Here is a 21,481-nt window from a genome sequence, read left to right as displayed (position 1 = left end):
CGCGGCCGGATGCCGGGCCCTCCCACGAGCGCTGAGCGCTCTATAAGCACCGCCAATGGGCGGGACTTACCAGAAAAAATAAACTTACAAGGGCTTGACCTGCGCAAAGTCCAGCTCTGCCGGCGTCTCGCGGCCGAACATGGAAACCTTGACGTTGACTTTTTTCGCGTCGGCATCGATGCCCTCAACGATACCGATGAAGCCTTCGAGCGGACCGGATACGATCTGCACATTGTCGCCCACGGCGTAATCCAGCTTGGTCTGACGCACATCCACGCCCAGTTTGTCCACCTCTTCATCTGTGAGGGGAATGGGCTTGGACGACGGTCCCACGAAGCCCGTGACGCCGCGCGTATTGCGCACGATGTACCACGAGTCATCGGTCATGACCATTTTCACCAGAACATAGCCGGGGAACAATTTGCGCTCGACTTCTCTCTCCTTGCCGTCCTTGATGTCCGGCACGATCTCCACCGGGACCTTCACCTCATGAATCAAATCATGCAGGCGACGATTTTCCACGATGGTCTCGAGATTTTGCGCGACTTTGTTCTCGTAGCCCGAATAGGTGTGAACTACATACCACCGGGCTTCGGTGTCTCTCTCCTCTGCCATGAATGGACCCCCGCTTTCTGTCAGTTGATTAGCCCGCGGTCTTCAGGAGCAGATCCAGCACAAGGCCGAACACACTGTCAAGCAGGAAAATCACGATCGCGGCGATGACCACGACAACAAGTACGATGCAGGTGTTGTTGATGATCTGCTTCTTAGACGGCCATACGACCTTTTTGACCTCGCTTTTGGTATCACGGAAATACTTGGCAAAGCGGGCAAAAGCGCCTTTCACGCCGGCAAAAAAGCCTTTCTTTTTCTTTTCGGTCTTGTCTGCCATGTGTGTCGTCCGCCTTTCTTACTTGGTCTCGCGGTGAAGGGTATGCTTTTTGCAGAAGCGGCAATACTTCTTCATCTCGAGCCTGTCGGGACTGTTCTTCTTGTTTTTCATCGTGTTGTAATTGCGCTGTTTGCACTCCGTGCAGGCCAGTGTAATCTTCACTCTCATGTTTCGGCACCTCCATTATTAGCCTCCCTCTCATACAGGCGGCGCTTCGAAAAATGCGCACAAAAAAATAGACCTGCAAAAGAGGTACACTCATCATACCACATCCGCACGGTGCCGTCAAGCGAAAAATGCTGTTTTTTAAAGCGGTTTGTGGCCCCGAAAACCTTTGCATTTTTTGCCCTGTATGCTATTATATAGTTTGTTGTATTAACATACAAGTATTAGCATGCGGATATCTGCCGCATGAAAGGTGTGTCATTCAATGGAAAAATGCAAGATCGCCGTCTTGTTCGGCGGTGTGTCCAGTGAGCACGAGGTTTCGCGCATGAGCGCCACCAGCGTGCTGAACAACCTGGATGCGGAAAAATACGAGGTCTATCCGGTGGGCATCACCAAACAGGGACACTGGTATCTGTACCGCGGTCCGGTGGAACTGCTGGCGGACGGCCGGTGGGAGCAGCATCCGGACAATGTGCCCTGCGCCGTATGCCCCGGCAGCGGCCTGACGGGGCTGGTCTGCTTTGAAGGTGCAGAAGTGCGCAACATTCCGGTGGACGTGGTTTTCCCGGTGCTGCACGGCAAAAATGGCGAGGACGGAACGGTGCAGGGCCTTCTGGAAATGGCCGGCATCCCCTATGTGGGCTGCGGCGTTCTGGGCAGTGCTGTGTGCATGGACAAAGTGGTCGCCAACCTGGTCATGGATGCGGCAGGCATCCGCCGCTGCGAGTGGGATTATATGGAGCGCTGGCAGCGTTCAGAATTCGACGCCATCGAGGCCCGGGTGGCCGCCAAACTGAGTTATCCCATCTTTGTCAAACCCGCCAACGCAGGTTCCTCTGTAGGCATCTCCAAAGCCGCAGACAAACAGGAGCTGCAAAAAGCGGTGGACCTGGCCTTTGAGCACGATGACCGCGTGGTCTTTGAGCGTTTTGTGGACGGACAGGAAGTGGAATGCGCCGTGTGCGGCAACGACGAGGTGCACAGCACCCTGCCTGGTGAAATTCTGGCCAGTGCCGAGTTCTACACCTACGATGACAAGTACATCTCCGGCACGTCCCGCACGGTCTACCCCGCTCAGCTGCCCGACGAGACGCTGAACGAAGTGGCGCGCACTGCCGAAAAGGCCTACCGCGCGCTGTGCTGCAAGGGTCTGGCCCGAGTGGATTTCTTCGTGGAGCGCGGCACCGGGGCAATTCTTCTCAACGAGATCAACACCATGCCCGGATTCACCAACATCAGCATGTATCCCAAGCTGATGATGGCCCAGGGAATGAGCTACGCAGAGCTGCTGGACCGTCTGGTGAAGCTGGCTCTGGAAAGAGGTGGCCGCAATGGCCGGTAACGGCGCGCCCATCGGCGTGTTCGACTCCGGCCTGGGCGGCCTGACCACCGTGCGGGAGCTGCGCAGGCTTCTGCCTGGCGAGGACATTGTGTATTTCGGTGACACCGGCCGGGTGCCCTACGGCACACGCGGCGTGGAGACCATTGTGGAATACGCCAAGCAGGACATCGCGTTCCTGCTGTCTCAAAATGTCAAATATGTGATCGCCGCCTGCGGCACCGTGTCCAGTACGCTGCCTGAAAGCATCACCGACCGGCTGCCTGTGCCCTACCTGGGCGTGGTCCCCAGCGCGGCGCGCGCCGCGGCCGCCGCCACCCGCACCGGCCGCATTGGCGTGATCGGGACGCCCGCCACCATTCACAGCCGCAGCTATGAAAAAGCCCTGCGTGCTTTGGCTCCTCAGGCACAGATCACCGCCACCCCCTGCCCGCTGTTTGTGCCGCTGGTGGAAAACGGTTATTTCGGGCGTGACAACCAGGTTACACGGCTGGTGGCGCAGGACTATTTGAAAGAGGTCAAGGCCGCAGGAGTGGACACCCTGATTCTGGGCTGCACCCACTACCCGCTGATCGCGCCGATTCTGGGAGATTTGATGGGTCCGGACGTAACACTGATTGACCCGGGCCGCGAGGCTGCCCGCACTGCCCGCACCTGGCTGGAGGAACAAGGCCTGCTGCGGGATGGGCAATCCGGCGAAGCGCACTACTTCGTCAGTGATTCCACGGACAGTTTCCGCCAGCTGGCCGGCTGGTTCCTGGGTGAGTACGCAGGCGGCGAGGTGCGCCGCATCCGGGTGGATGACTGCCGCCTGGAGCTGGAAGAGGAGGCGCGCGCGTGAAGGAAGATTATCTGATCACCATCCACGGCACTATGGAGCAGAACGGCGAGTCCGACAGCATCAAGCTGATGACCCGTGGCAGTTTTGTGCGCAAGGGCGGCAACTTCTTCATCACTTACAAGGAGACGGAAGCCACCGGTTATCAGGGTTGTGTGACCACCGTAAAGGTGGAGGGCAGCCATAAAGTCAGCATGCTGCGCTTCGGCCCGACCCCCAGCCAGCTGGTGATTGAAAAAGGGCGGCGGCATGTGTGCCACTACGAAACAGGCGTCGGCTCTCTGAGCCTGGGTGTTGCCGCCGACGTGATCGACAGCCACCTTTCGGAAGAGGGCGGCCGTGTTCGCTTCAGCTATCTTTTGGATGTGGACGCCAGCAGCGTCAGCCGGAATATTGTGGATATTACAGTAAAACCCGCCGATTGAGAGCGGGACAACAGGAGAGGAATAGGATGCAGGATTTTAAAAATTTTGACCCCCGCCAGTCTGCCATGGACGCAGCCCGCGCCATGTTGGAGCAGGCCGCCAAAGACGCCATGAACGACGGTACGCTGCCGCAGAAAGAACTGCCTTCTTTCGTGGTGGAGGTGCCGGGCGACGTAAAAAACGGCGACCTTGCCGCCAACCTGGCCATGGCTTCCGCCCGTGTGTTCGGCATGCCGCCCCGCAAAATTGCAGAGGCCATCACCGCACATCTGCCTGCGCTGGAGGGCACTCTGTTTGACCGGGTGGAGGTAGCCGGCCCCGGCTTCATCAATCTGTTTTTGAACATGAACTGGTATGCGAACGTCGTTCTGGCGGCCAATGTGGCCGGCGCGGACTACGGCCGCACGGACTTTGGCAAAGGAGAAAAGGTCAACGTGGAGTTTGTATCCGCCAACCCCACCGGCCCCATGCACCTGGGCAACGCCCGCGGCGGCGCGCTGGGTGACTGCCTGGCGGCTGCGCTGGACTGGGCCGGCTACGACGTAACCCGTGAGTTCTACATCAACGACGCCGGAAACCAGATTCTGAAATTTGGCAAAAGCCTGGCCACGCGTTATCTGCAGATCTTCAAGGGCGAGGACGCCGTTCCTTTCCCGGAGGACGGCTACCAGGGCGAAGATATCAAAGTGCTGGCCCGGCAGTTTGCGGACGAAGTGGGCGACCGGTATGTGGACGGCGACTTCGAGACGCTGCAGACGGACATTGCCGCTTTCGGGCTGCCCATCAATGTGCAGCGCCTGAAGGATGACATGGGCAAATACCGCGTTCAGTACGACGTGTGGTTCAGCGAAACCGGACTGCATCAGTCCGGCGCCATCGCCGACATTCTGGACAAGCTGGCCCAGCGCGGCGCCACCTATGAAAAGGACGGCGCCATCTGGTACCGCAGCATGCAGTACGCCGAAAAATACGGCGGAAACAAAGTCACCCGCAAGGGACTGGACGGCGAAGTGACCGATGAAGCCAAAGACGAAGTACTGGTGCGCGCCAACGGCGTACCCACCTATTTCGCGGCGGATATCGCCTACCACTACAACAAATTTGTGACCCGCGGCTTCTCCCGCGCCATCGATGTGTGGGGCGCAGACCATCACGGCCATGTGGCCCGGATGAAGGGCGCCATGGATGCCATCGGTCTGGACGGTGAAAAGCTGGACATCGTGCTGATGCAGTTCGTCCGCCTGATGCAGGACGGAAAACCCGTGCGCATGTCCAAGCGCACAGGCAAAGCCATCGGCCTGGCCGAGCTGCTGGATGAAGTGCCCATTGATTCCGCCCGCTTCCAGTTCAACCTGCGGGAGCCGGGCAGCGTGATGGACTTTGACATGGACGCAGCCGTGGCCCAGGACAATCAGAACCCGGTGTATTATGTGCAGTACGCCCACGCCCGCATCTGCAGCATTCTGAAGAAGATGGCCCAGGAGGGCATCGTCTTTGAGGGTGCGGACAAAGCGGACCTGACGCTGCTGACCGAGCCCAGCGAGATGGACCTGATCCGTCACATCGCCAACTTCCCCGGCGAGATCATCTCCGCGGCCAAGAGCTACGACCCCGCCCGGATTACCCGTTATGTGACCGAGCTGGCCAACCGCTATCACAAATTCTACAACTCCTGCCGTGTAAAGGACGCCGAGCCCGCTGTCTGCCAGGCTCGCCTGGCCCTGTGCACCGCGTCCAAGACCGTTATTTCCAATGCGCTGACCATGATGAAAATCACCGTGCCTGAGAGCATGTAACAGACAAACGAAACCGCCCGGATGAACACATCCGGGCGGTTCTGTTTTATGCTTCGTAATAGATCTGCTGCTTGATCTCCTCGGCCTTCTCCGGCCCTTCCAGTGCTTCCAGCACCAGGAAGGCAAAATCCACAGTGGCGGCAGCGCTGCGGCCGGTGATCAGATGTCCGTCCCGCACTGCGTACTGCGCGTGATACACCCCGCCGAAGTCCTCATTCATGGTGGTAAAGCAGGTGTAGTTTTTGCCCTTCAGATACCCTGCATGACCCAAGATGGTAGGCGCGGCGCAAATCGCACATACCAGCTTGCCAGCATCCCAGAAGGCGCGGATGTGCCGCTGCACCTCCGCACTTGCCTCCATGGCCTTGTACTCCGGCCCGCCCGGCAGCACCAGCGCGTCATACTGTGCGCCGTCAAACTGGGAAAATCGCTTCAGATTGGTGCAGGTCAGGCCAAAACGGCCGGTGGCATCGTCATCCAGCAAAGAATACACGTCCACCTGAACCCCGCCTCTGCGCAAAATGGCAAAGGTACCTACCGCCTCGATCTCCTCGAATCCATCCGTTACAAACATCGCAGCTTTTTTCATGGGAAACTCTCCTTTCCGGAACGGCTTTCAATAAATCCGCCTTTCCGTTCAACAAATGTTCCATTGTGTCCTGCTCTTTTCTTATGATACCATAAAAGCGGGCCCAAAAACAGCAAAGGAGCAATACCACATGAAACATTCAATCGGAACCAACATCCAGCAGCTGCGCCGCGCCCGAGGCCTGACACAGGAACAGCTGGCCGACGCGGTGGGCGTCAGCGCCGCGGCCGTTTCCAAGTGGGAGACCGGCGCCGCCTGTCCCGATCTTCTGCTGATGGCCCCTCTCGCCCGGCTTCTGGGCACCGATCTCAATCATCTGATGGATTTTCAGCCCCAGCTGACCGACCAGGAAGCACAGGCGCTGACGCAGGAATACAGCACCCTGTTTGAGCAGGGCCGAGCCGAAGAAGCTTCGCGCCTGAGCGAGCAGCTGCTGCATCAATATCCCAATGACCTCTGGCTGAAATTTTATGTTTCCTCTCTGTACCTGACTTACCTGCAAGACGCTGACCATGCTGCCCAACTGCTGGAGCCCTGTCTGGACAGTCCGGATGAACTGCTGCGCGCCAATGCCACGTACGTTCTGGCGGGTCTCTTGTGCCACGGCCCTCAGAGAGATCTGGAACGTGCCCGGCAGCTTTTGGACGGCCTGTCTTTCCCGCAGCTGGATGTCCGCGCGTTGAAAATTGCCCTGCTGGCGGAACAGGGGGCCCTGGCCCAGGCGGAACAACTCGCCCGTGCTGCCCTGGAAGAAAATCTTTCCGACGCCGTGCTCTGTCTCCAGTTTCTTGCCAAGTCCGCGCAAAGGCAAAAGGATTTTTCCAAGGCGCGGACCTTTCTGGATCAGGCGGAGGCCCTTTGCAAAGCAGCGGACGTTCCCTGCTTTCCCAACCTGCTTTCCGTCCGGCTTGTATCCGCCTGCCTGTATTGCGAAACCGGGGACCGCGTGCGGGCTCTGCAGGAAGTGGAACGCATGAGTCTCGAAGCCGAAAATTGGGCCGGCGCATCCAGGCAGACGCCACATTGCCGGTACACACTGCACACACTGGCACAAGCTGTGCGGGCCGAACTTTCCATGCTGCAAAATGACCCGCGGTTTGCAGCGGCGCTGGAACGATTGGCGCGCTGAACCTCTCACCAGAAACGACCGCCTGCCGTACGGCAGGCGGTCGTTTCTTTTACAAATAAGTATGCCGGGGAAGTCCGTCGATGTAAATCGGAGTCAGCTCTGCCTGAATCAGGGGCCGTGCATAATGCAGGAACTCATCTTTCATGGCGGTATAGTCCTCGCTGATCCACTCCAGCGGCACCTTTTTCTCAAAGTTCGCCACCTTGTGAATGTCCCAGGGGCGCGTGGTGCACTGATAAGGATCGTTGGAGAGCCGTTCCAGCGCGATCATCTCGGCCGTATGGCCCTCAAAAGCCGCTTTGGCCGCCGCACCGCCCACCTGAAATGCTTCGGTGATATCCGTTCGGCTGGTCACATGGCCCGCGCATCTCTGCAGCGTGGAAAGCTCAATGGAACGAGTTTTGACCCCCAGCTCCGCCGCCAGCCGGTTGGACAGATAGCGGGCGGTTCCCGTCAGGTTTTTATGGCCAAAGGCGTCCACATACCGGGCGTCATCCGCCAGTTCGCACACATAACGCCCGTCCGCCAGCTTCACGCCTTCGGACACCGCGATCAGCAGGGCTTTCTTTTTCGCCTGCATCCGCGCCACTTTCTGAATAAAATTGTCCACGCCGAAGGGGATCTCCGGCATGCAGATCATATCCGCACCCTCACAGTCTTCTGCCTTAGCCAGCGACGCCGCGGCCGTCAGCCAGCCTGCGTTGCGGCCCATGATCTCCACCACTGTGACGGAGTTCACGTCGTACACGGTGGCATCCCGGACCAGCTCTTTCATGACCAGGCCGATGTACTTGGCCGCCGATCCATAACCCGGCGTGTGATCCGTGACCATCAGGTCGTTGTCAATGGTTTTGGGCACGCCCATGAACCGGATGTCGCTGCCGATGGCCCGGCCGTAATCCGACAGCTTGGCAATGGTATCCATGCTGTCATTGCCGCCGATGTAGAAAAAATAGCCGATATCCAGCTCCTGCAACAGGGCGAACAGCTTGGGGTAAACGCCCTCTTCATCCTTGTCCAACGCCGGCAGCTTATACCGGCAGCTGCCCAGATAGGACGAGGGCGTGCGCTTTAAAAGCTCGATTTCCAGCGAAGAGCGCAGGCTTTCGCTCAGATCCACATACTTGCCATCCAAAAGGCCTGCCACGCCGTACCGCATCCCATACACGTGAGGCACGCCGCGCCGGTCGCACGCCTGAAACACACCGGCCAAACTGGCATTGATCACGGCCGTGGGGCCGCCGCTCTGTCCTACAATTGCATTTTTCCCCATTGGTTCCCTCCTTTTACAATCCCAATTCATCAAAGCTCTCCCGCAGCGTATCGCAGGAGGCCGCGAACTGCTCTCTCTCTCGGTCGGTCAGGTTCAATTCCAGCACTCGCCGGATGCCGTTCCGATCCACGATGCAGGGCACGCCCACAAACACATTTTTCTGCCCGTATTCGCCCCGCAGCATGGCCGACACCGTGAGCACGCTGTGCTCGTCACCGAAAATCGCCCGGGTGATACGGGTCAGCGCCATACCGATGCCGTAGTAGGTGGCGCGTTTGGCCTCGATGATCTTATAGGCCGCCGTGCGCACCTCTTCTGCGATCTGCGCCAGCGATTCCTCGCAATAGCGCCCGTCGGACTCGCCGCACAGCTGCAGCACCGGCTTTGTGGCCAGCATGGCCTGGCTCCAGGGCACGAACTCGGAATCGCCGTGCTCACCCATGACATAGGCGTGCATGTTCCGCGGGTCCACATTGAAATAATCGCCCAGCAGATAGCGCAGGCGGGCCGTGTCCAGCGCGGTGCCCGTGCCCAGCACGTGGCGGGGATTGAAACCGGACAGAACACAGGTGATGCGCGTCATCACGTCCACCGGGTTGGTGGCCACCAGGAAAATGCCGTTGAAGCCGCTCTCTGTCACCGGGTCGATGATGCTCTGAAACACCTGTGCGTTATGGCGCAGAAGATCCAGGCGCGTCTCGCCGGGCTTCTGGGGCACGCCCGCGCAGATCACCACAATGTCCGCGTCGCCGCAATCCTCATAATCACCGGCAAAAATTTTCATGTTGCTGCCGGAAAAAGCAAGCCCGTGGTTCAGGTCCATGGCCTCACCCACCGCACGCTTTTTGTCCACATCAATGAGTACCAGCTCGTCGCAGGCCGACTGGTTTAAAAGCGCGTAGGCATAGCTCATGCCCACCATTCCACAGCCGATCAGAACTACTTTTCTTCGATCTTTCTTCATGCATTTCCCTCCTTATCCGCACTTGGTACGGTTTGTTTACAGTTTGTCCTTCCGATACAGAAAATATCCAACCGCCAGCGCGATGCCGCCGCCCAGCAGGATGAGAATGGACACCTGGCTGAGCAGCGCAGGCACCAGTACAAACAGCAGGCACATCACAACCAGCGGGACCGCCGTCAGCCGCAGGCTCTTGAAGAAGTACTTATACGCCAGCGCACCAAACAATGCGGGAATCACGTTGTTGAAAGCAGGCTGCAGTGCAGGCGCCTGCAGAACCGGCGTCAAAGGCACCAGGCACAAAACACCCACTGCCAGCACGGTGACCGTGACCAGACTGCTGGTTGCCACGGACAGCGTGGACACAATGTCGTTTTCCGGTGTGCCCACCCGCGTGCCGCAAATTTCCCGGGCATTGACCGCACAGGGAAGTTTCAGATTGACCAGATTGCCGGTGATAAAGGCCACGTAGCTGGCTGTTCCCAGCAGAGGTGCGTACACCAGAAATTCCGCAATGCTGCTGACCCAGTATACCGCGGCCACCTGCAGCAAAGCCGGAATGGCGCTGCCCCAGTCCGGTCCGGTTCCCAGAACCAGCCCCATCACCAGCGGCGCGCCCAGCATCATAACGATGCCCACCGCCAGACCGATCCGCCCGATCCAGTGGCAGGAATTGGAATAGCTTTCGTAAAAGCTGCGTTTTTCCGTCTCGTTCATTGTCCTTCCCTCCTTTTACAGCGCGCCCAGCCCAATGGCTGCCGCCATACCGATCAGCATGCTGCCCGCCATGGAGAAATTGTCCAGCCAGGTGATATTGCGCTTGCGGGAAACGTACTCAAACACCGCAATGGACAGGCCAGCCACAAACGCCACTGCCAGCGGCATCCAGTCGCCGGTGCTGGTCAGCGTGCCCACATAGGAGCCGATGTACGTGCTGACCAACCCTACAAACATGGCTGTGAACAAAACGTCCCCCAGCCCCTGTTTCTGGGACGGCTGTGTTTCGGCACTCGCCTTTTTGGGACGCCGCACCCGGTTCAGGTAAGGTTTCAAAAACAGCACGCACAGCACACAACCCAGGATGATGCCGGCCGCCATCACAAAACCGATGGTCACAAATGTGGACGCCGTCAGTTCCGCCGTGCCCAGACCACCGGGCATGCCCGCGGCACGTGCCGCAATGTCGGCCACGTTGCCTTCATAATGCAGGGCGCCCACCACCGAAAGGCGCATCCAGGGCAGCGGAATGCCCAGGCTGCCCGCCAACGCAATGACCCCCAGCAGGATGGACACGCTGGGCAGCAGTGTGAATGTTGCGCTGGAGGTAATGGCGTTCCGCAGCTTTTCTTTCTCCATTCCCATGGCGATGCCCGCCCGGTAGCTTTTGACCATAAAAATTACGCACAACACCATGACCATGACAATGACCGCCCCCGCGATCAGGAACATGGGCACGGAGTTGAGCCGCTCCATCAATTCCATTTTTCTTCCTCCCCACGGCGATCTGCCGAATGCTATTTGGGTCCAGTATAACATATTTTTTCACACTGCTGTTGACATTTTTTCCGCAACGTGGTAATTTGTATTTAGCAATACTAAATATTTGATAAATCAAAGGAGCATTTCCATGGAAAGCCGCCTGGAACGACAACTGAAAAAGGGTGTTCTGGAGATGCTTGTTTTGCAGCTTGTGTGCCAGGGGCCGACTTACGGGTATGAGCTGCTGACGCGCATGGACAAAACAAGCCATGGTTTTTTCAAGGTGAAGGAGGGCACTCTGTACCCCATTTTGTACCGGCTGGAAGACGATGGGCTGATCGCGTCCCGCTGGCAGCAGGCCGGTGGGCGTGCTGCCCCCAAAAAGATGTACGAGGTGACCGATGCGGGCCGGGCCGCCTTGGACGGCTACCGTTCACTTTGGAAAGAATTTTGTGCATGTGTGGATCAATTTGCACCGAAGGGGGAAACAGAGCAATGACCGAGCAAACGGACGGCCGCAAAGTGCAGTTTTTGCCGCCCATCAAGCGGTATGTAAACTCGATCGAATGGCATCTTCGTCTTCCGCTGAAGGAGAAAGCGCGCGTGATGAGCGATATCTCCACCAGCATTATCGCGCGGCATGAATCCGGCGAGAGTTATGAAGCGATCATGAAGGACATGGGCACGCCCCGGCAGGTGGCCGAACGCTTTAATGCCGCCATGGGCGTCTCCGACAAACCCAGCCGCTGGCGGTTTTTATTCCTGGTGCTGCTGGTTTTATTGGTCATCGGTGTCATTGTCAAAATCAGTTACGAGCAGGGTACACTGGCCGGCGTATCTCTCATGCAGGGAATCGTCCCGTCTCAGTTCTTCGCCGGCTCCTCTGCCGACGTGGGCGTCATCGGCGGGGCGGACGGGCCCACGGCTATTTTTGTGACCAGCGCCTTCCCCTCGCTTCTGGGCGCGCTGCTGTATGCGCCGGCCTCTCTGGCCTGTGCTCTCATCGCCTGCTATTTTCTGGCGCGCAGCCCTCTGTGCTGGCGTGGTGCGCTTCGGCTCGCATGTGCGGCATTCGCGCTGTTTTTCATCCGGTTGGCGGCCGAACTGGTCGTTCTCGGCATGGTGGACGCAGCGCTCCCCGACCTGCTGGCATCGTTTGGCACTTCTCTGCTGACGCCTGCCTTCTGGTTATCCGCCGGCAGCCTCATCGTCGCTATTCTTCGAAAAAAACAAGAGGAAAAGGAGCTTTAATCAATGGACCGAAAACGTGGATTTCTTTATCTCGGCATTATCTTTGCCAGTTTGGCAGTGATCTGGGTGGCCTTTTTGCTGCCTGCTCTGGGAGACAAAAAGGTAGCCGATGCCTTTGCCGAACCTCTGTTCACCCATGCGCTTCCCGAAGGTGCGGAACAGGTTCAGCAGGAGGCCGACCGCTCCAAAACAGACGCCGGAAAAATGACCGCCGCCTACCTGCTGTTGAGTGCGGACGCGACCGAAGATGAATTGTACACCTTTTACAATGACATGGACTATCCGCCCGCCCAGGAGGGCGACATCGTGACGCTTCATGTAAAGGCGCTGGACCAAAGCAGTCTGGACGCATTGGAGCAAAGCGGTCTGGACACCGAGGGAAAAACATTCTGGTTTGTCTATCTGGTCAGCCAGCCCGCCTGAAAAATAGTAACCCACCAGCGAAGCTGGTGGTTCTTCAGAAGCGGGCAAAGCCCTAAAATACTAGCCACGCCTAAAGGCGTTGGTACGGTCTGCCACCTGCGAAAGAATATTACTTGCTACCCGTAAACGGGTCTATGTATTCTTTAAGGGTCATCTGATCCTCAATCTGATCTTCTTTGAGTTGGTTTTGGATATACTCCGCAATCTTCTTTGCGTTCTTACCTGCTGTATCGACATAGTATCCACGGCACCAAAACTGCCTGTTTCCATATTTGTACTTCAAATTGGAATGTCTCTCGAAAATGATCAGACTGCTTTTCCCCTTGAGAAAACCTACGAAACTGGATACACTCATCTTAGGCGGTATTTCCACCAGCATGTGGATATGATCCGGACACACTTCCGCCTCTACTATTTTCACTTGTTTCCAATTGCATAATTCTCTCAATATCTTCCCTATTTCCACACGGTTTTCTTTGTAAAAGATTTTTCTGCGATACTTCGGCGCAAATACTATGTGATATTTGCAGTTCCATGTTGTATGTGCTAAACTATTCTTGTCATTAGGCGTCATGCCTTTTGTCCTCCTTTTGATACTTTAGTGCAGTTGGCAGACCGCATCTTTATTGTATCAAAAGGAGTTTTTATTTCCTATGCAACGCTAAAGCTTTTTGAGAACTCCCCGGCACAGCCGGGGGTTTTCGGTAAACAAAATCAAAAAAGGCATCGGCGCATGCGCCGATGCCTTTCTTTTTTAAACTTCCCGGTAATAGCGTCCCAGCTGATCCGCCCCCAGAATGGCCGCGTACACGGTTTCCGGAGTGACGGGGAACGGCATGTTGTGCAGCGTGTCGTTCTCCGCGCAGGCCAGTTTGGCCACTTCCATCAGCTGCTCCTCGCTGGCATCCCGGATGCCCAGATCTTCCAGCGTAATGGGCAGGCCCACTTCCAGGCAGAAGTCCATGACCTGCTCCAGCTCGTCCAAGTCGGCGTTTTCCAGCACCAGCTGCACCAGCGTGCCGAACGCCACTTTTTCGCCGTGATACAGGCTGTGCGTCTCGGGAATGGCGGTCAGGCCATTGTGGATCGCATGGGCGCCCGCCAGACCGCCGGACTCAAAGCCCACGCCGGACAAATACGTATTGGCCTCGATGATGTTCTCCACTGCCTTTGTGCAGGCTTTGCGCTGCACAGCCAGTTTGGCTTTCAGGCCGTCCGCCAGCAGCGTCTCGTAGCACAGGCGCGCCAGCTGCATTGCCGCCAGCGTCACTTTGCCGCCCACGCAGTTTGTGGCACCGGATGCCTGGCAGGCACGCGCCTCGAAGTAGGTGGCCAAAGCATCGCCCATACCGGAAACCAGCAGGCGGGCCGGCGCGGCGCTGACCACATCGGTATCCACCAGCACCAGATTGGGGTTGGCCGGCAGGAACAGATAACGGTCAAACACGCCTTCATCCGTATAAATCACGCTCAGCGCACTGCAGGGTGCGTCGGTAGAGGCAATGGTGGGCACGATCACCACCGGCACATCCGCGTAATGTGCCACCGCTTTGGCGGTATCGTGAATTTTTCCGCCGCCGATACCGACCACCACGTCGCAGCCGGATGCTTTGAATGCGGCCAGTACGCGGTCGATCTCGCTTTGGCAGCATTCGCCGTTGAAAATCTCATAAGCCAGTTTGGCGCCGGCCTGCTGCGCGCTGTGCGTCAGCTGAGCCTCCACGCGCTTTTTGCCGGAACCGCTCACCAGCACAAAGAATGCCTTGCCCAAACGCTCGGCATGTGTGCACAAATTTCCCAGTTCTCCCTTGCCCTGCACATAGCGGGAAGGGCTTCCAATAATATTTGCCATCGGTAAAAACTCCTTTCGGTGCTTTTTTCTTCATTATAACGCCTTTTCAAACAAAAACAAGCGGTCCCCCGGAAGGGACCGCCCGTTTTTATTCCGCCGGTTCATCCTGCGGCGGAACGTATACGTAAACTTCTTTCACACCGTTGGCGGCCGACTCTTCATAAGTTTCATAGAACAAATCGACCTGCATCCGGTTGGAATGAATGAACGCGCCTGTGTCCGTGGCAATGGCCCATCCGTACACAAAAGAACCGTCCGTGGAAACAATATACACCTTGGTCCCGTAGGGGATCAGCGTTGGATCCACCGCGAAAGAGCCATAGAACAGACCCAACCCGCTGGCGCCCTTTCCGGCGGAAGCAGAATAGCCCGTCGCCTTCATGGTGTACGTGGGCTCCATGGCGTTGCCCTGCGCATCCACGGGAACACCGTCCTGCACGGTGAATCCCTCCGGCGCTTCCAACGGACTGACCACATTGGTCGTCAGCTTTACATAAACCTCGTTGACCGGCTCCTGAAGAACCTGCGTATCGATCACCTGTGTATCCTGGTATACGCCATCGATATAAGTACTGCGGCGCGTCACCTGCTGGACGCCTTCCACGCCTTCCGACTGCAAAATCTCATGAACATACTTTCCATCCGGATCGTCCACCTGTTCCACGTACTCCGTTTCAAACGGCACCGGCTCTTCCGTGACCACGTCCTCATAATCCACGCGGTGCACTGTGACCGGCTCCATCTCCCGCTCCACCAGAGTATCCAGCGCCGGTTCGGTAAAATCGGCGGCATCCATCTCCACGCCGGCTTTTTCCAAAGCCTGTGCCACGCTGCCGCTGCTCACTTCCACCACATACTCCTGCCCGTCCGCCAGAATTTCCAAAGGGAAGGCCCGGCGAACATCCAGGCGCGCCTGCCCGCTGGTATGGGTGCTGTAAAACGCGCTGTCGTTTTCTTCCAGAGACAAATCCGCCAGCTCCACCAGTTCCGCGGGGTCTGTAACCGCAGTCATCAGTGTATATTGCCCGCCTGCGTCATCGGTGACCGTCACGGTTTTCACACATCGGGAAAGCACGCCGCACACCAGCGCCGTGGCGCAAACCGTCAATCCGATCGCCAGCAGCTTCGGGCCGGTTCGCCGTACGGACCTGCGTATGTGTTCTGTGCGTTTTGTCGTTTTGACCACTCCTCTAATGTATCCATTTCGTCACATACAAAAGTGATTCTAGCAAACAACACTTTTCCCGTCAAGAAAACAGAAACAAATCCGCCAAATTTTTATACTATTTGTATTGTTTTGTTATTTGTTTACAAAAAAGTCGGATACAGCAGATTGTAAAACCCTTAAAGAGTGTGTTATACTAATAAAATCGAGTTTTGCAGCAATGGAGGAACACCTTTGGACAGCAAGCACATTCGCAATTTTTGCATCATTGCCCACATTGACCACGGCAAATCCACTCTTGCCGACCGAATTCTGGAGAGCACCCGTGCAGTGGATGAACGCCAGATGGAGGCACAGATTCTGGATGATATGGACCTGGAGCGGGAGCGCGGCATCACCATCAAAGCGCGCGCGGTAACCCTTCAGTACACCGCCAAAAACGGCGAGCAGTATGAGTTCAACCTGATCGACACGCCGGGCCACGTGGACTTTAACTATGAAGTCAGCCGCAGTCTGGCCGCCTGTGAAGGCGCCGTTCTGGTAGTGGACGCCAGCCAGGGCGTAGAGGCGCAGACGCTGGCCAACACGTATCTGGCGCTGGAACACGACCTGGAACTGGTACCGATTTTGAACAAGATCGATCTGCCCAGCGCCGAGCCGGACCGTGTGGCGCAGGAAGTGGAAGACGTGATCGGTCTTCCCTGTCTGGATGCACCGCGGGTTTCGGCCAAAATGGGCATCGGTATCACAGATGTACTGGAGCGCGTCATCACGGACATTCCCGCCCCCAAGGGCGATGAAAGCGCACCTCTCAAAGCGTTGATTTTTGATGCTGTGTACGACCCCTACAAAGGTGTGATCGTCTATCTGCGTGTGTTTGACGGAACCATGAAAGTGGGCGATACCGTTCGCCTGATGCAGACGGGGGCAGAGTTCTCTCTGGTAGAAGTGGGCCATATGGGCGCCACCGCCCTGGCACCCTGCGGCCAGCTGAAAGCGGGCGAAGTAGGCTATTTCACCGCATCCATCAAAACACTGGCGGATACCCGCGTGGGCGACACCGTTACGCTGAAACAGAACCCCACGGCTCAGCCCCTTCCCGGCTACCGCAAGGTGACCCCCATGGTGTTCTGCGGTATTTATCCGGCGGACGGTGCCAAGTATCCCGATTTGAAAGACGCGCTGGAAAAGCTGCAGCTCAACGATGCTTCCCTCTCCTTTGACGCAGAGACCTCCGTGGCGCTTGGCTTTGGATTCCGCTGCGGCTTTTTGGGCCTGCTGCATCTGGAAATCATCATTGAGCGTCTGGAACGGGAATTCGATCTGGATCTGATCACCACCGCCCCCAGCGTAGAATACCGGATCACACTGACCGACGGAACGGTGCTGCTCATTGACAACCCCACCAACTATCCGGACCCGGCGAAAATCGCCAAAGCCGAAGAGCCCTTTGTGGACGCGCACATCTATACTCCTACGGAATACACCGGCAGCCTGATGGAGCTGTGCCAGAACCGCCGCGGCGTTATGCGCGATATGAAATATCTGGACGCTACCCGCGTGGATCTTCATTATGAACTTCCTCTGGGCGAAATCGTGTACGACTTTTTTGACGCCATTAAAAGCCGCAGCCGCGGATATGCCAGCTACGACTATGAGATGAAAGGATTCCAGGAGTCAAAACTGGTCAAGCTGGATATTTTGCTCAACGGCGATATGGTGGACGCATTGTCCATGATCGTGCATGCGGACACCGCCTATGCCAAGGGCCGCCGTCTGGCGGAAAAACTGAAGGAAAACATTCCCCGCCAGATGTTCGAAATCCCCATTCAGGCAGCGATCGGCGGAAAGATCATCGCCCGCGAAACCGTGAAGGCCATGCGCAAAGACGTGCTGGCCAAGTGCTATGGCGGCGACATCACCCGCAAGAAAAAACTGTTGGAGAAACAAAAAGAGGGCAAGAAAAAAATGCGGCAGCTGGGCACAGTTTCCGTTCCCAGCGAAGCCTTTACCGCAGTGCTTAAACTGGACGAGTAAAACGGAGAGCGCGCTTTCTGAAATTCATTCGTTCCAAAAAGGGCGGCATCCAATGGATGCCGCCCTTTTTCTGCATCTGGTGAATTATACTATCAAGTGCAACACTTTAGGGAAATAAAAAGGAGTTCATACAGCCCCCTGTGGTAGAATGAAGTTACCACACCACCAAACCACCGGAGGGAACTGTATGAACTACCATCATCTTACCATAGAAGAGCGCAGTTGTATACGGAAATATTATGTGGATGGTCTGAGTTACCGGGAGATTGCCCGGCTGATTGGGAGAAACGTGAGCACGGTGTCGCGGGAGATACGGCGAAACTGCACCCATATGTATGACATTCCGACCTACTACCCCCACACGGCGCAGAAGAAGTACCTGCTGCGGCGCTCCTACTGCCACCGCGGGATGTTCCATTCCCAAGAAGTGATCGACTACATAGAGGAAAAGCTGCGTGCGACGTGGTCGCCGGAGCAGATCGCCTGTACCCCTTGTGAACGAAAGATGCCCAGCTGGAGTACCATCTACCGGTGGATCTATGAGAAATACCTGGTAAATGGCAATCTGAAGGTACTGCGCCGCAAGGGAAAGAGCCATGGAGTCAAGGAAACGCGGGGAAAGTACAGCAAGGGAAAATCCATCCGCAAGCGGGACAAATCGGTGTACAGCCGCCAGGAAGCCGGACACTGGGAAGCGGACACCGTAGTGAGTGGCCAGGGCAAAAGCAAAGCCTGCTTTGCCACCCTGGCGGAGCGAAAGACCCGGTTTTACATTGCCGTGAAGATGCCGGACCGGAGAGCTGAGACCATGGAAAACGCCGTTGTCGCTGCCCTGTCCGTCTTTCCACCGCAGCTAGTCAAAACCATTACCTGCGACCGGGGCACAGAGTTTGCCAACTGGCGCCGTATTGAAGAACGATTGCATTGCGAGGTCTATTTTGCCGACCCGTATTGTGCCTGGCAGAAAGGCACAAACGAGAATCTGAACGGTCTGCTCCGGGAGTTTTATCCCAAGGGCAGAAATCTTTCCCGCGTTGCTCCCGCCACATTAAAACGAAACCTGGCGTTGTTGAACGCCAGGCCTCGCAAAGTTCTTAACTTCCATTCTGCCCGGGAATTATGGGACTTTGAACTCAATTCCTGTTGCACTTAGTTTGACAATTCACTCATCTATACCGTGGGAAATTCGTTTTCTCTTTCCAAATATCTGCAAAAAGCAAACAGCCCGCAGAGCAGTACGGCGGAAAACCCAGTACTCACCCGCAGATCCCAGCCGCCTAAAACGCCCCGATGCGTCATCTCCACCAAAAGGCCTTCCGACGTTTGCAGGCTGTAATGTCTTTCATCATGCATCTGCATTACACAATCCCTGCCCGCCATACAAAACCGCGCATGATCAGCCCGCGGTGTGCGGCACACCGGCCAGCCCGCCACATTCGGGGCATCTTCTTCGCAGTAAGCCGGGCGCGCCACTGCGCATTCCGACTGATCCCGGTCATACAAAACGTACTCTTTTTTCTCCACGCCCTGTTCCTGCCCGTTCAAATCGCCGCGTACCCGCACTTCTGTGTGGGCGACCAGCTCTCCGGCCGGGCCAAAAATATTGTTTGTGCTTTCTCCGAACACTGTCCGAATGCTGGCCAGCGGCGCATTTTCCCCTGCCGCATAAAGCGTACCTGCCTTCAGCTTATAATCCATGGTTTTCCCCTCCTCAGAATACACTGTACAAGATCACCCCGGCGGCTCCTGCGCTCAGCATCACGCCGATCGGATTGACTTTCCAGCGGCGAAGAGCCAGCAATGCCGCCGCAAAGAGACACACGGAAATCCCGTTGACAGAGCCCCAGCTTTCCGGCCAGGCGCTCTGCCCGTAAAAAGACAAAAGCAGCAACGACAGCCCGGCCGACGCAATCATTGCCACCACCGCCGGACGCACTCCTTTCAGGATTCCCTGCATCACCGGGAGTTCCCGCCAGCGGCTGTAAAACCACGCCAGAGCCGTCACGATCACGCAGGAAGGAAGCACACATCCCAGCGTAGCCACAATTGCACCGGAAATTCCCGCAATCTGCATTCCGACAAACGTTGCGGAATTGATGGCAATCGGCCCCGGCGTCATTTCCGCAATGGTCATAATATCCGCAAATTGATTCATAGTCAGCCATTGATGAAGCTCCACCACCTGGTGCTGAATCAACGGCATCGCCGCGTAGCCGCCGCCGATGCTGAATAATCCGATTTGAAAAAAGCTCCACAGAAGCTGTATGTACACCATTATGCCAACCGCTCCTTCCGCCGTTCGTGCAGGACATCTGCCGCACCCGCTGCACCGCATACCACCAAAAGCAGCAAAATATTCACCTGAAACCATTCCGATGCCAGAAAACAGCCTGCCATCAGTCCGGCGTAAAGCAGCTTGCGGTCCTGCAGGACCGTGCGGCCCATGCTCAAAACCACATCGCAAATAACAGCAGCCACCGCGGCCAGCATTCCGTTCATGGCCATCCCCACAAACACATTGTCGCGGAAAGCAGTATAAAACATGGAAATGACCGCAATGATCACCAGCGGCGGCAGAATAGTGCCTGCCACAGTCAACAGCGCTCCGGGCACCCCCGCCACGCGATACCCCACCAGAATGGAAGCATTCACTGCGATAGCTCCCGGCGAAGACTGTGCGATTGCCGTTAAATCCAGCATTTCCTGTTCATCCAGCCAGTGCAGCTTTTCCACAACCTTTTTCCGCATCAAGGGAATGATCACAAAACCGCCGCCAAAGGTAAACGCACTCAGCTGCATGACCGACAAAAACAAGGTCCAATATTTCTTTTTTTCTTTCAACGCTTCTCCCTCCCTGCGTCTCCATTATAAGGCTTGTTTTTTCATATTAAAAATAATATTATTAAATAAAAACAATACCGTTTTACTTATATAGGAGTTATTATGACGATTCGACACATCAAAATTTTTGCCGCTCTTTGCGCATGCGGCTGCAATACCACCAAAGCCGCTGAATCACTTCACATGACACAGCCTGCAGTAAGCCTGGCCATCCGGGAGATGGAACAATATTACGGAACGCCCCTGTTTGACCGCATCGGACGGCGTTTGGTGCTGACACAAGCGGGTGAGCAGTTTCTGCGTTATGCGCACTCCATCACCGGTTTGTTTGACGACATGGAAAAAGAACTGCGAAACTGGGACAGCGCCGGTGTGCTGCGCGTGGGAGCCAGCATTACCATCGGAGCGCAATTTCTTCCGTCTTACATTCAGGCTTTTTCTGCCGCGCATCCTGCTGTGACGGTAAAAGCGCAGGTAAAGCCTTCCGAGGGACTGGAAAGTGACCTTCTGGCCAACCGGCTGGATCTCGCCCTGCTGGAAGGAGCGCCGCATCTTTCCTGCCTTCACACAGAGGAATACATGGACGATCGGCTGGTGGCCATTGCCGCCGTCGACTCTCCTTTGAGCCAAAAGCAATCTTTAAGCGCGGAAGAATTTTGCCGCCAGCCGCTTCTTCTTCGTGAGCGGGGCAGCGATACCCGCGAAGAGTTTGAACGAGTCATGAATGCGGCAGGGCTCTCTGCAGAACCCCTTTGGGAAGCGTCCAGTACAACCGCGCTGGTCAATGCCGCGATCGCCGGTCTGGGAATTGCCGTTCTCCCCTATCGCATGGTGGTGGGCCCGCTGGAACGCGGGCTGATTACCACGATTCAGGTGGAAGGTCTTTGCTTTTCCCGCAGATTTCGCATTGTCTATCATCGGGACAAATTGCTCACACCGCTGATGCAGGACTTCATTGAACTTTGCCGAAACTATGAGATGGACTTCCCCCTTCCCCGCTACAATGGCCTTTACTGAAACAAA

25 protein-coding genes are annotated in these 21,481 nt (G+C 56.5%); 11 read left to right on the top strand and 14 right to left on the bottom strand.

Features of this window, described 5'->3' with window-relative positions; translation table 11 throughout:
* Positions 1–84: 84 nt before the first annotated feature.
* The 3 genes from nusG to rpmG are packed head-to-tail and all read right to left on the bottom strand — an operon-like array spanning position 85 to position 1,060.
* On the bottom strand, positions 85–615 hold the full coding sequence (gene nusG, locus ACKTS9_RS14190) for a transcription termination/antitermination protein NusG (protein ID WP_349214587.1): 531 nt from the start codon (positions 613–615) through the stop codon (positions 85–87).
* Positions 616–643: 28 nt separating this feature from the next.
* On the bottom strand, positions 644–892 hold the full coding sequence (gene secE, locus ACKTS9_RS14185; protein WP_349214589.1) for a preprotein translocase subunit SecE: 249 nt from the start codon (positions 890–892) through the stop codon (positions 644–646).
* A gap of 18 nt (positions 893–910) precedes the next feature.
* Positions 911–1,060: a 50S ribosomal protein L33 gene (gene rpmG, locus ACKTS9_RS14180; protein WP_349214590.1), complete on the bottom strand. Its 150-nt coding sequence runs from the start codon at positions 1,058–1,060 to the stop codon at positions 911–913.
* Positions 1,061–1,322: 262 nt separating this feature from the next.
* On the opposite strand from rpmG, the gene ACKTS9_RS14175 reads away from it, so the two are divergent.
* From ACKTS9_RS14175 to argS, 4 genes are read left to right on the top strand one after another with little or no spacing between them, the layout of a single operon-like run.
* Complete coding sequence (locus ACKTS9_RS14175) at positions 1,323–2,402, top strand: D-alanine--D-alanine ligase family protein (protein WP_349214592.1); 1,080 nt, start codon at positions 1,323–1,325, stop codon at positions 2,400–2,402.
* The gene (gene murI, locus ACKTS9_RS14170; RefSeq protein WP_349214594.1) at positions 2,392–3,240 is read left to right on the top strand and encodes a glutamate racemase; all 849 of its coding nucleotides are present in this window, start codon (positions 2,392–2,394) and stop codon (positions 3,238–3,240) included. The genes ACKTS9_RS14175 and murI overlap by 11 nt, the downstream gene beginning before the upstream one ends.
* Positions 3,237–3,662, top strand: coding sequence for a DUF1934 domain-containing protein (locus tag ACKTS9_RS14165; RefSeq protein WP_349214596.1), 426 nt, complete (start codon positions 3,237–3,239; stop codon positions 3,660–3,662). The genes murI and ACKTS9_RS14165 overlap by 4 nt, the downstream gene beginning before the upstream one ends.
* 26 nt (positions 3,663–3,688) lie before the next feature.
* A complete protein-coding gene (gene argS, locus ACKTS9_RS14160) occupies positions 3,689–5,458 on the top strand; it encodes an arginine--tRNA ligase (protein WP_349214597.1) in 1,770 nt (589 codons plus the stop codon).
* Between the two features lie 46 nt (positions 5,459–5,504).
* On the opposite strand, the gene ACKTS9_RS14155 is transcribed toward argS, so the two are convergent.
* Positions 5,505–6,047: a DJ-1/PfpI family protein gene (locus ACKTS9_RS14155; protein ID WP_349214599.1), complete on the bottom strand. Its 543-nt coding sequence runs from the start codon at positions 6,045–6,047 to the stop codon at positions 5,505–5,507.
* 130 nt (positions 6,048–6,177) lie between these two features.
* Here ACKTS9_RS14155 and ACKTS9_RS14150 point away from each other — a divergent pair, with 130 nt between their 5' ends.
* A complete protein-coding gene (locus ACKTS9_RS14150; protein ID WP_349214600.1) occupies positions 6,178–7,176 on the top strand; it encodes a helix-turn-helix domain-containing protein in 999 nt (332 codons plus the stop codon).
* A gap of 49 nt (positions 7,177–7,225) precedes the next feature.
* On the opposite strand, the gene ACKTS9_RS14145 is transcribed toward ACKTS9_RS14150, so the two are convergent.
* Genes ACKTS9_RS14145 through ACKTS9_RS14130 form a run of 4 tightly spaced genes read right to left on the bottom strand, consistent with a single transcriptional unit; the run spans position 7,226 to position 10,892 of the window.
* The gene (locus tag ACKTS9_RS14145) at positions 7,226–8,449 is read right to left on the bottom strand and encodes a 6-phosphofructokinase (RefSeq protein WP_349215199.1); all 1,224 of its coding nucleotides are present in this window, start codon (positions 8,447–8,449) and stop codon (positions 7,226–7,228) included.
* 13 nt (positions 8,450–8,462) lie between these two features.
* Entirely contained in the window at positions 8,463–9,413 is a 951-nt protein-coding gene (locus tag ACKTS9_RS14140; RefSeq protein WP_407881576.1) for an L-lactate dehydrogenase, read from the bottom strand.
* A gap of 36 nt (positions 9,414–9,449) precedes the next feature.
* Positions 9,450–10,127: a hypothetical protein gene (locus tag ACKTS9_RS14135; RefSeq protein ID WP_407881574.1), complete on the bottom strand. Its 678-nt coding sequence runs from the start codon at positions 10,125–10,127 to the stop codon at positions 9,450–9,452.
* Positions 10,128–10,142: 15 nt separating this feature from the next.
* Positions 10,143–10,892 (bottom strand): DUF5058 family protein, encoded by a 750-nt coding sequence (locus tag ACKTS9_RS14130; protein ID WP_407881572.1) that lies wholly within the window; start codon positions 10,890–10,892, stop codon positions 10,143–10,145.
* Positions 10,893–11,037: 145 nt separating this feature from the next.
* Here ACKTS9_RS14130 and ACKTS9_RS14125 point away from each other — a divergent pair, with 145 nt between their 5' ends.
* Genes ACKTS9_RS14125 through ACKTS9_RS14115 form a run of 3 tightly spaced genes read left to right on the top strand, consistent with a single transcriptional unit; the run spans position 11,038 to position 12,563 of the window.
* Positions 11,038–11,388 carry a PadR family transcriptional regulator gene (locus tag ACKTS9_RS14125; protein ID WP_349215195.1) on the top strand — a complete coding sequence of 117 codons (351 nt, stop codon included), beginning with the start codon at positions 11,038–11,040 and terminating at the stop codon, positions 11,386–11,388.
* The gene (locus ACKTS9_RS14120; RefSeq protein ID WP_407881569.1) at positions 11,385–12,140 is read left to right on the top strand and encodes a hypothetical protein; all 756 of its coding nucleotides are present in this window, start codon (positions 11,385–11,387) and stop codon (positions 12,138–12,140) included. The genes ACKTS9_RS14125 and ACKTS9_RS14120 overlap by 4 nt, the downstream gene beginning before the upstream one ends.
* Before the next feature lie 3 nt (positions 12,141–12,143).
* A complete protein-coding gene (locus ACKTS9_RS14115) occupies positions 12,144–12,563 on the top strand; it encodes a hypothetical protein (RefSeq protein WP_407881567.1) in 420 nt (139 codons plus the stop codon).
* A gap of 109 nt (positions 12,564–12,672) precedes the next feature.
* Here the strand turns inward: ACKTS9_RS14115 and tnpA are convergent, their stop codons facing one another.
* From tnpA to ACKTS9_RS14100, 3 genes are all read right to left on the bottom strand, one after another.
* Positions 12,673–13,137: an IS200/IS605 family transposase gene (gene tnpA, locus ACKTS9_RS14110; protein WP_349215395.1), complete on the bottom strand. Its 465-nt coding sequence runs from the start codon at positions 13,135–13,137 to the stop codon at positions 12,673–12,675.
* Positions 13,138–13,317: 180 nt separating this feature from the next.
* The gene (locus ACKTS9_RS14105; RefSeq protein WP_349215192.1) at positions 13,318–14,415 is read right to left on the bottom strand and encodes a glycerol dehydrogenase; all 1,098 of its coding nucleotides are present in this window, start codon (positions 14,413–14,415) and stop codon (positions 13,318–13,320) included.
* An 88-nt stretch (positions 14,416–14,503) separates the two neighbouring features.
* A complete protein-coding gene (locus tag ACKTS9_RS14100; protein WP_349215191.1) occupies positions 14,504–15,601 on the bottom strand; it encodes a 3D domain-containing protein in 1,098 nt (365 codons plus the stop codon).
* A gap of 213 nt (positions 15,602–15,814) precedes the next feature.
* Between ACKTS9_RS14100 and lepA the strand changes: the two genes are divergently transcribed.
* Together lepA and ACKTS9_RS14090 are read left to right on the top strand one after the other, a co-directional pair.
* On the top strand, positions 15,815–17,617 hold the full coding sequence (gene lepA, locus ACKTS9_RS14095) for a translation elongation factor 4 (protein WP_407881564.1): 1,803 nt from the start codon (positions 15,815–15,817) through the stop codon (positions 17,615–17,617).
* A gap of 187 nt (positions 17,618–17,804) precedes the next feature.
* Positions 17,805–18,770 (top strand): IS30 family transposase, encoded by a 966-nt coding sequence (locus ACKTS9_RS14090; RefSeq protein WP_407878926.1) that lies wholly within the window; start codon positions 17,805–17,807, stop codon positions 18,768–18,770.
* A 17-nt stretch (positions 18,771–18,787) separates the two neighbouring features.
* Here the strand turns inward: ACKTS9_RS14090 and ACKTS9_RS14085 are convergent, their stop codons facing one another.
* Genes ACKTS9_RS14085 through ACKTS9_RS14075 form a run of 3 tightly spaced genes read right to left on the bottom strand, consistent with a single transcriptional unit; the run spans position 18,788 to position 20,458 of the window.
* Positions 18,788–19,315, bottom strand: a complete 528-nt coding sequence (locus tag ACKTS9_RS14085; protein ID WP_407881562.1) for a hypothetical protein — start codon at positions 19,313–19,315, stop codon at positions 18,788–18,790.
* 13 nt (positions 19,316–19,328) lie between these two features.
* Positions 19,329–19,892, bottom strand: coding sequence for a chromate transporter (locus tag ACKTS9_RS14080; protein ID WP_349215188.1), 564 nt, complete (start codon positions 19,890–19,892; stop codon positions 19,329–19,331).
* Positions 19,892–20,458 carry a chromate transporter gene (locus tag ACKTS9_RS14075; RefSeq protein WP_407881559.1) on the bottom strand — a complete coding sequence of 189 codons (567 nt, stop codon included), beginning with the start codon at positions 20,456–20,458 and terminating at the stop codon, positions 19,892–19,894. Before ACKTS9_RS14075 ends, ACKTS9_RS14080 begins: the two co-directional genes overlap by 1 nt.
* A gap of 102 nt (positions 20,459–20,560) precedes the next feature.
* On the opposite strand from ACKTS9_RS14075, the gene ACKTS9_RS14070 reads away from it, so the two are divergent.
* The gene (locus ACKTS9_RS14070) at positions 20,561–21,475 is read left to right on the top strand and encodes a LysR family transcriptional regulator (protein WP_407881557.1); all 915 of its coding nucleotides are present in this window, start codon (positions 20,561–20,563) and stop codon (positions 21,473–21,475) included.
* Positions 21,476–21,481: the final 6 nt, after the last annotated feature.

The organism is Owariibacterium komagatae (assembly GCF_045865535.1).
Classification (GTDB): Bacteria; Bacillota; Clostridia; order Oscillospirales; family Ruminococcaceae; genus Ruthenibacterium; species Ruthenibacterium komagatae.
This window is presented reverse-complemented; position numbering and strand designations above follow the sequence as displayed.

Coding starts and splice junctions, on each gene's coding strand:
- murI (WP_349214594.1), top strand. CDS start 2,392: ATGGCCGGTAACGGCGCGCCCATCGGCGTGTTCGACTCCGGCCTGGGC.
- ACKTS9_RS14125 (WP_349215195.1), top strand. CDS start 11,038: ATGGAAAGCCGCCTGGAACGACAACTGAAAAAGGGTGTTCTGGAGATG.
- ACKTS9_RS14120 (WP_407881569.1), top strand. CDS start 11,385: ATGACCGAGCAAACGGACGGCCGCAAAGTGCAGTTTTTGCCGCCCATC.
- ACKTS9_RS14080 (WP_349215188.1), bottom strand. CDS start 19,892: ATGGTGTACATACAGCTTCTGTGGAGCTTTTTTCAAATCGGATTATTC.
- ACKTS9_RS14085 (WP_407881562.1), bottom strand. CDS start 19,315: ATGGATTATAAGCTGAAGGCAGGTACGCTTTATGCGGCAGGGGAAAAT.
- rpmG (WP_349214590.1), bottom strand. CDS start 1,060: ATGAGAGTGAAGATTACACTGGCCTGCACGGAGTGCAAACAGCGCAAT.
- nusG (WP_349214587.1), bottom strand. CDS start 615: ATGGCAGAGGAGAGAGACACCGAAGCCCGGTGGTATGTAGTTCACACC.
- ACKTS9_RS14150 (WP_349214600.1), top strand. CDS start 6,178: ATGAAACATTCAATCGGAACCAACATCCAGCAGCTGCGCCGCGCCCGA.
- ACKTS9_RS14090 (WP_407878926.1), top strand. CDS start 17,805: ATGAACTACCATCATCTTACCATAGAAGAGCGCAGTTGTATACGGAAA.
- ACKTS9_RS14105 (WP_349215192.1), bottom strand. CDS start 14,415: ATGGCAAATATTATTGGAAGCCCTTCCCGCTATGTGCAGGGCAAGGGA.
- ACKTS9_RS14070 (WP_407881557.1), top strand. CDS start 20,561: ATGACGATTCGACACATCAAAATTTTTGCCGCTCTTTGCGCATGCGGC.
- ACKTS9_RS14145 (WP_349215199.1), bottom strand. CDS start 8,449: ATGGGGAAAAATGCAATTGTAGGACAGAGCGGCGGCCCCACGGCCGTG.
- ACKTS9_RS14155 (WP_349214599.1), bottom strand. CDS start 6,047: ATGAAAAAAGCTGCGATGTTTGTAACGGATGGATTCGAGGAGATCGAG.
- argS (WP_349214597.1), top strand. CDS start 3,689: ATGCAGGATTTTAAAAATTTTGACCCCCGCCAGTCTGCCATGGACGCA.
- ACKTS9_RS14140 (WP_407881576.1), bottom strand. CDS start 9,413: ATGAAGAAAGATCGAAGAAAAGTAGTTCTGATCGGCTGTGGAATGGTG.
- secE (WP_349214589.1), bottom strand. CDS start 892: ATGGCAGACAAGACCGAAAAGAAAAAGAAAGGCTTTTTTGCCGGCGTG.
- tnpA (WP_349215395.1), bottom strand. CDS start 13,137: ATGACGCCTAATGACAAGAATAGTTTAGCACATACAACATGGAACTGC.
- ACKTS9_RS14135 (WP_407881574.1), bottom strand. CDS start 10,127: ATGAACGAGACGGAAAAACGCAGCTTTTACGAAAGCTATTCCAATTCC.
- ACKTS9_RS14175 (WP_349214592.1), top strand. CDS start 1,323: ATGGAAAAATGCAAGATCGCCGTCTTGTTCGGCGGTGTGTCCAGTGAG.
- ACKTS9_RS14115 (WP_407881567.1), top strand. CDS start 12,144: ATGGACCGAAAACGTGGATTTCTTTATCTCGGCATTATCTTTGCCAGT.
- ACKTS9_RS14130 (WP_407881572.1), bottom strand. CDS start 10,892: ATGGAATTGATGGAGCGGCTCAACTCCGTGCCCATGTTCCTGATCGCG.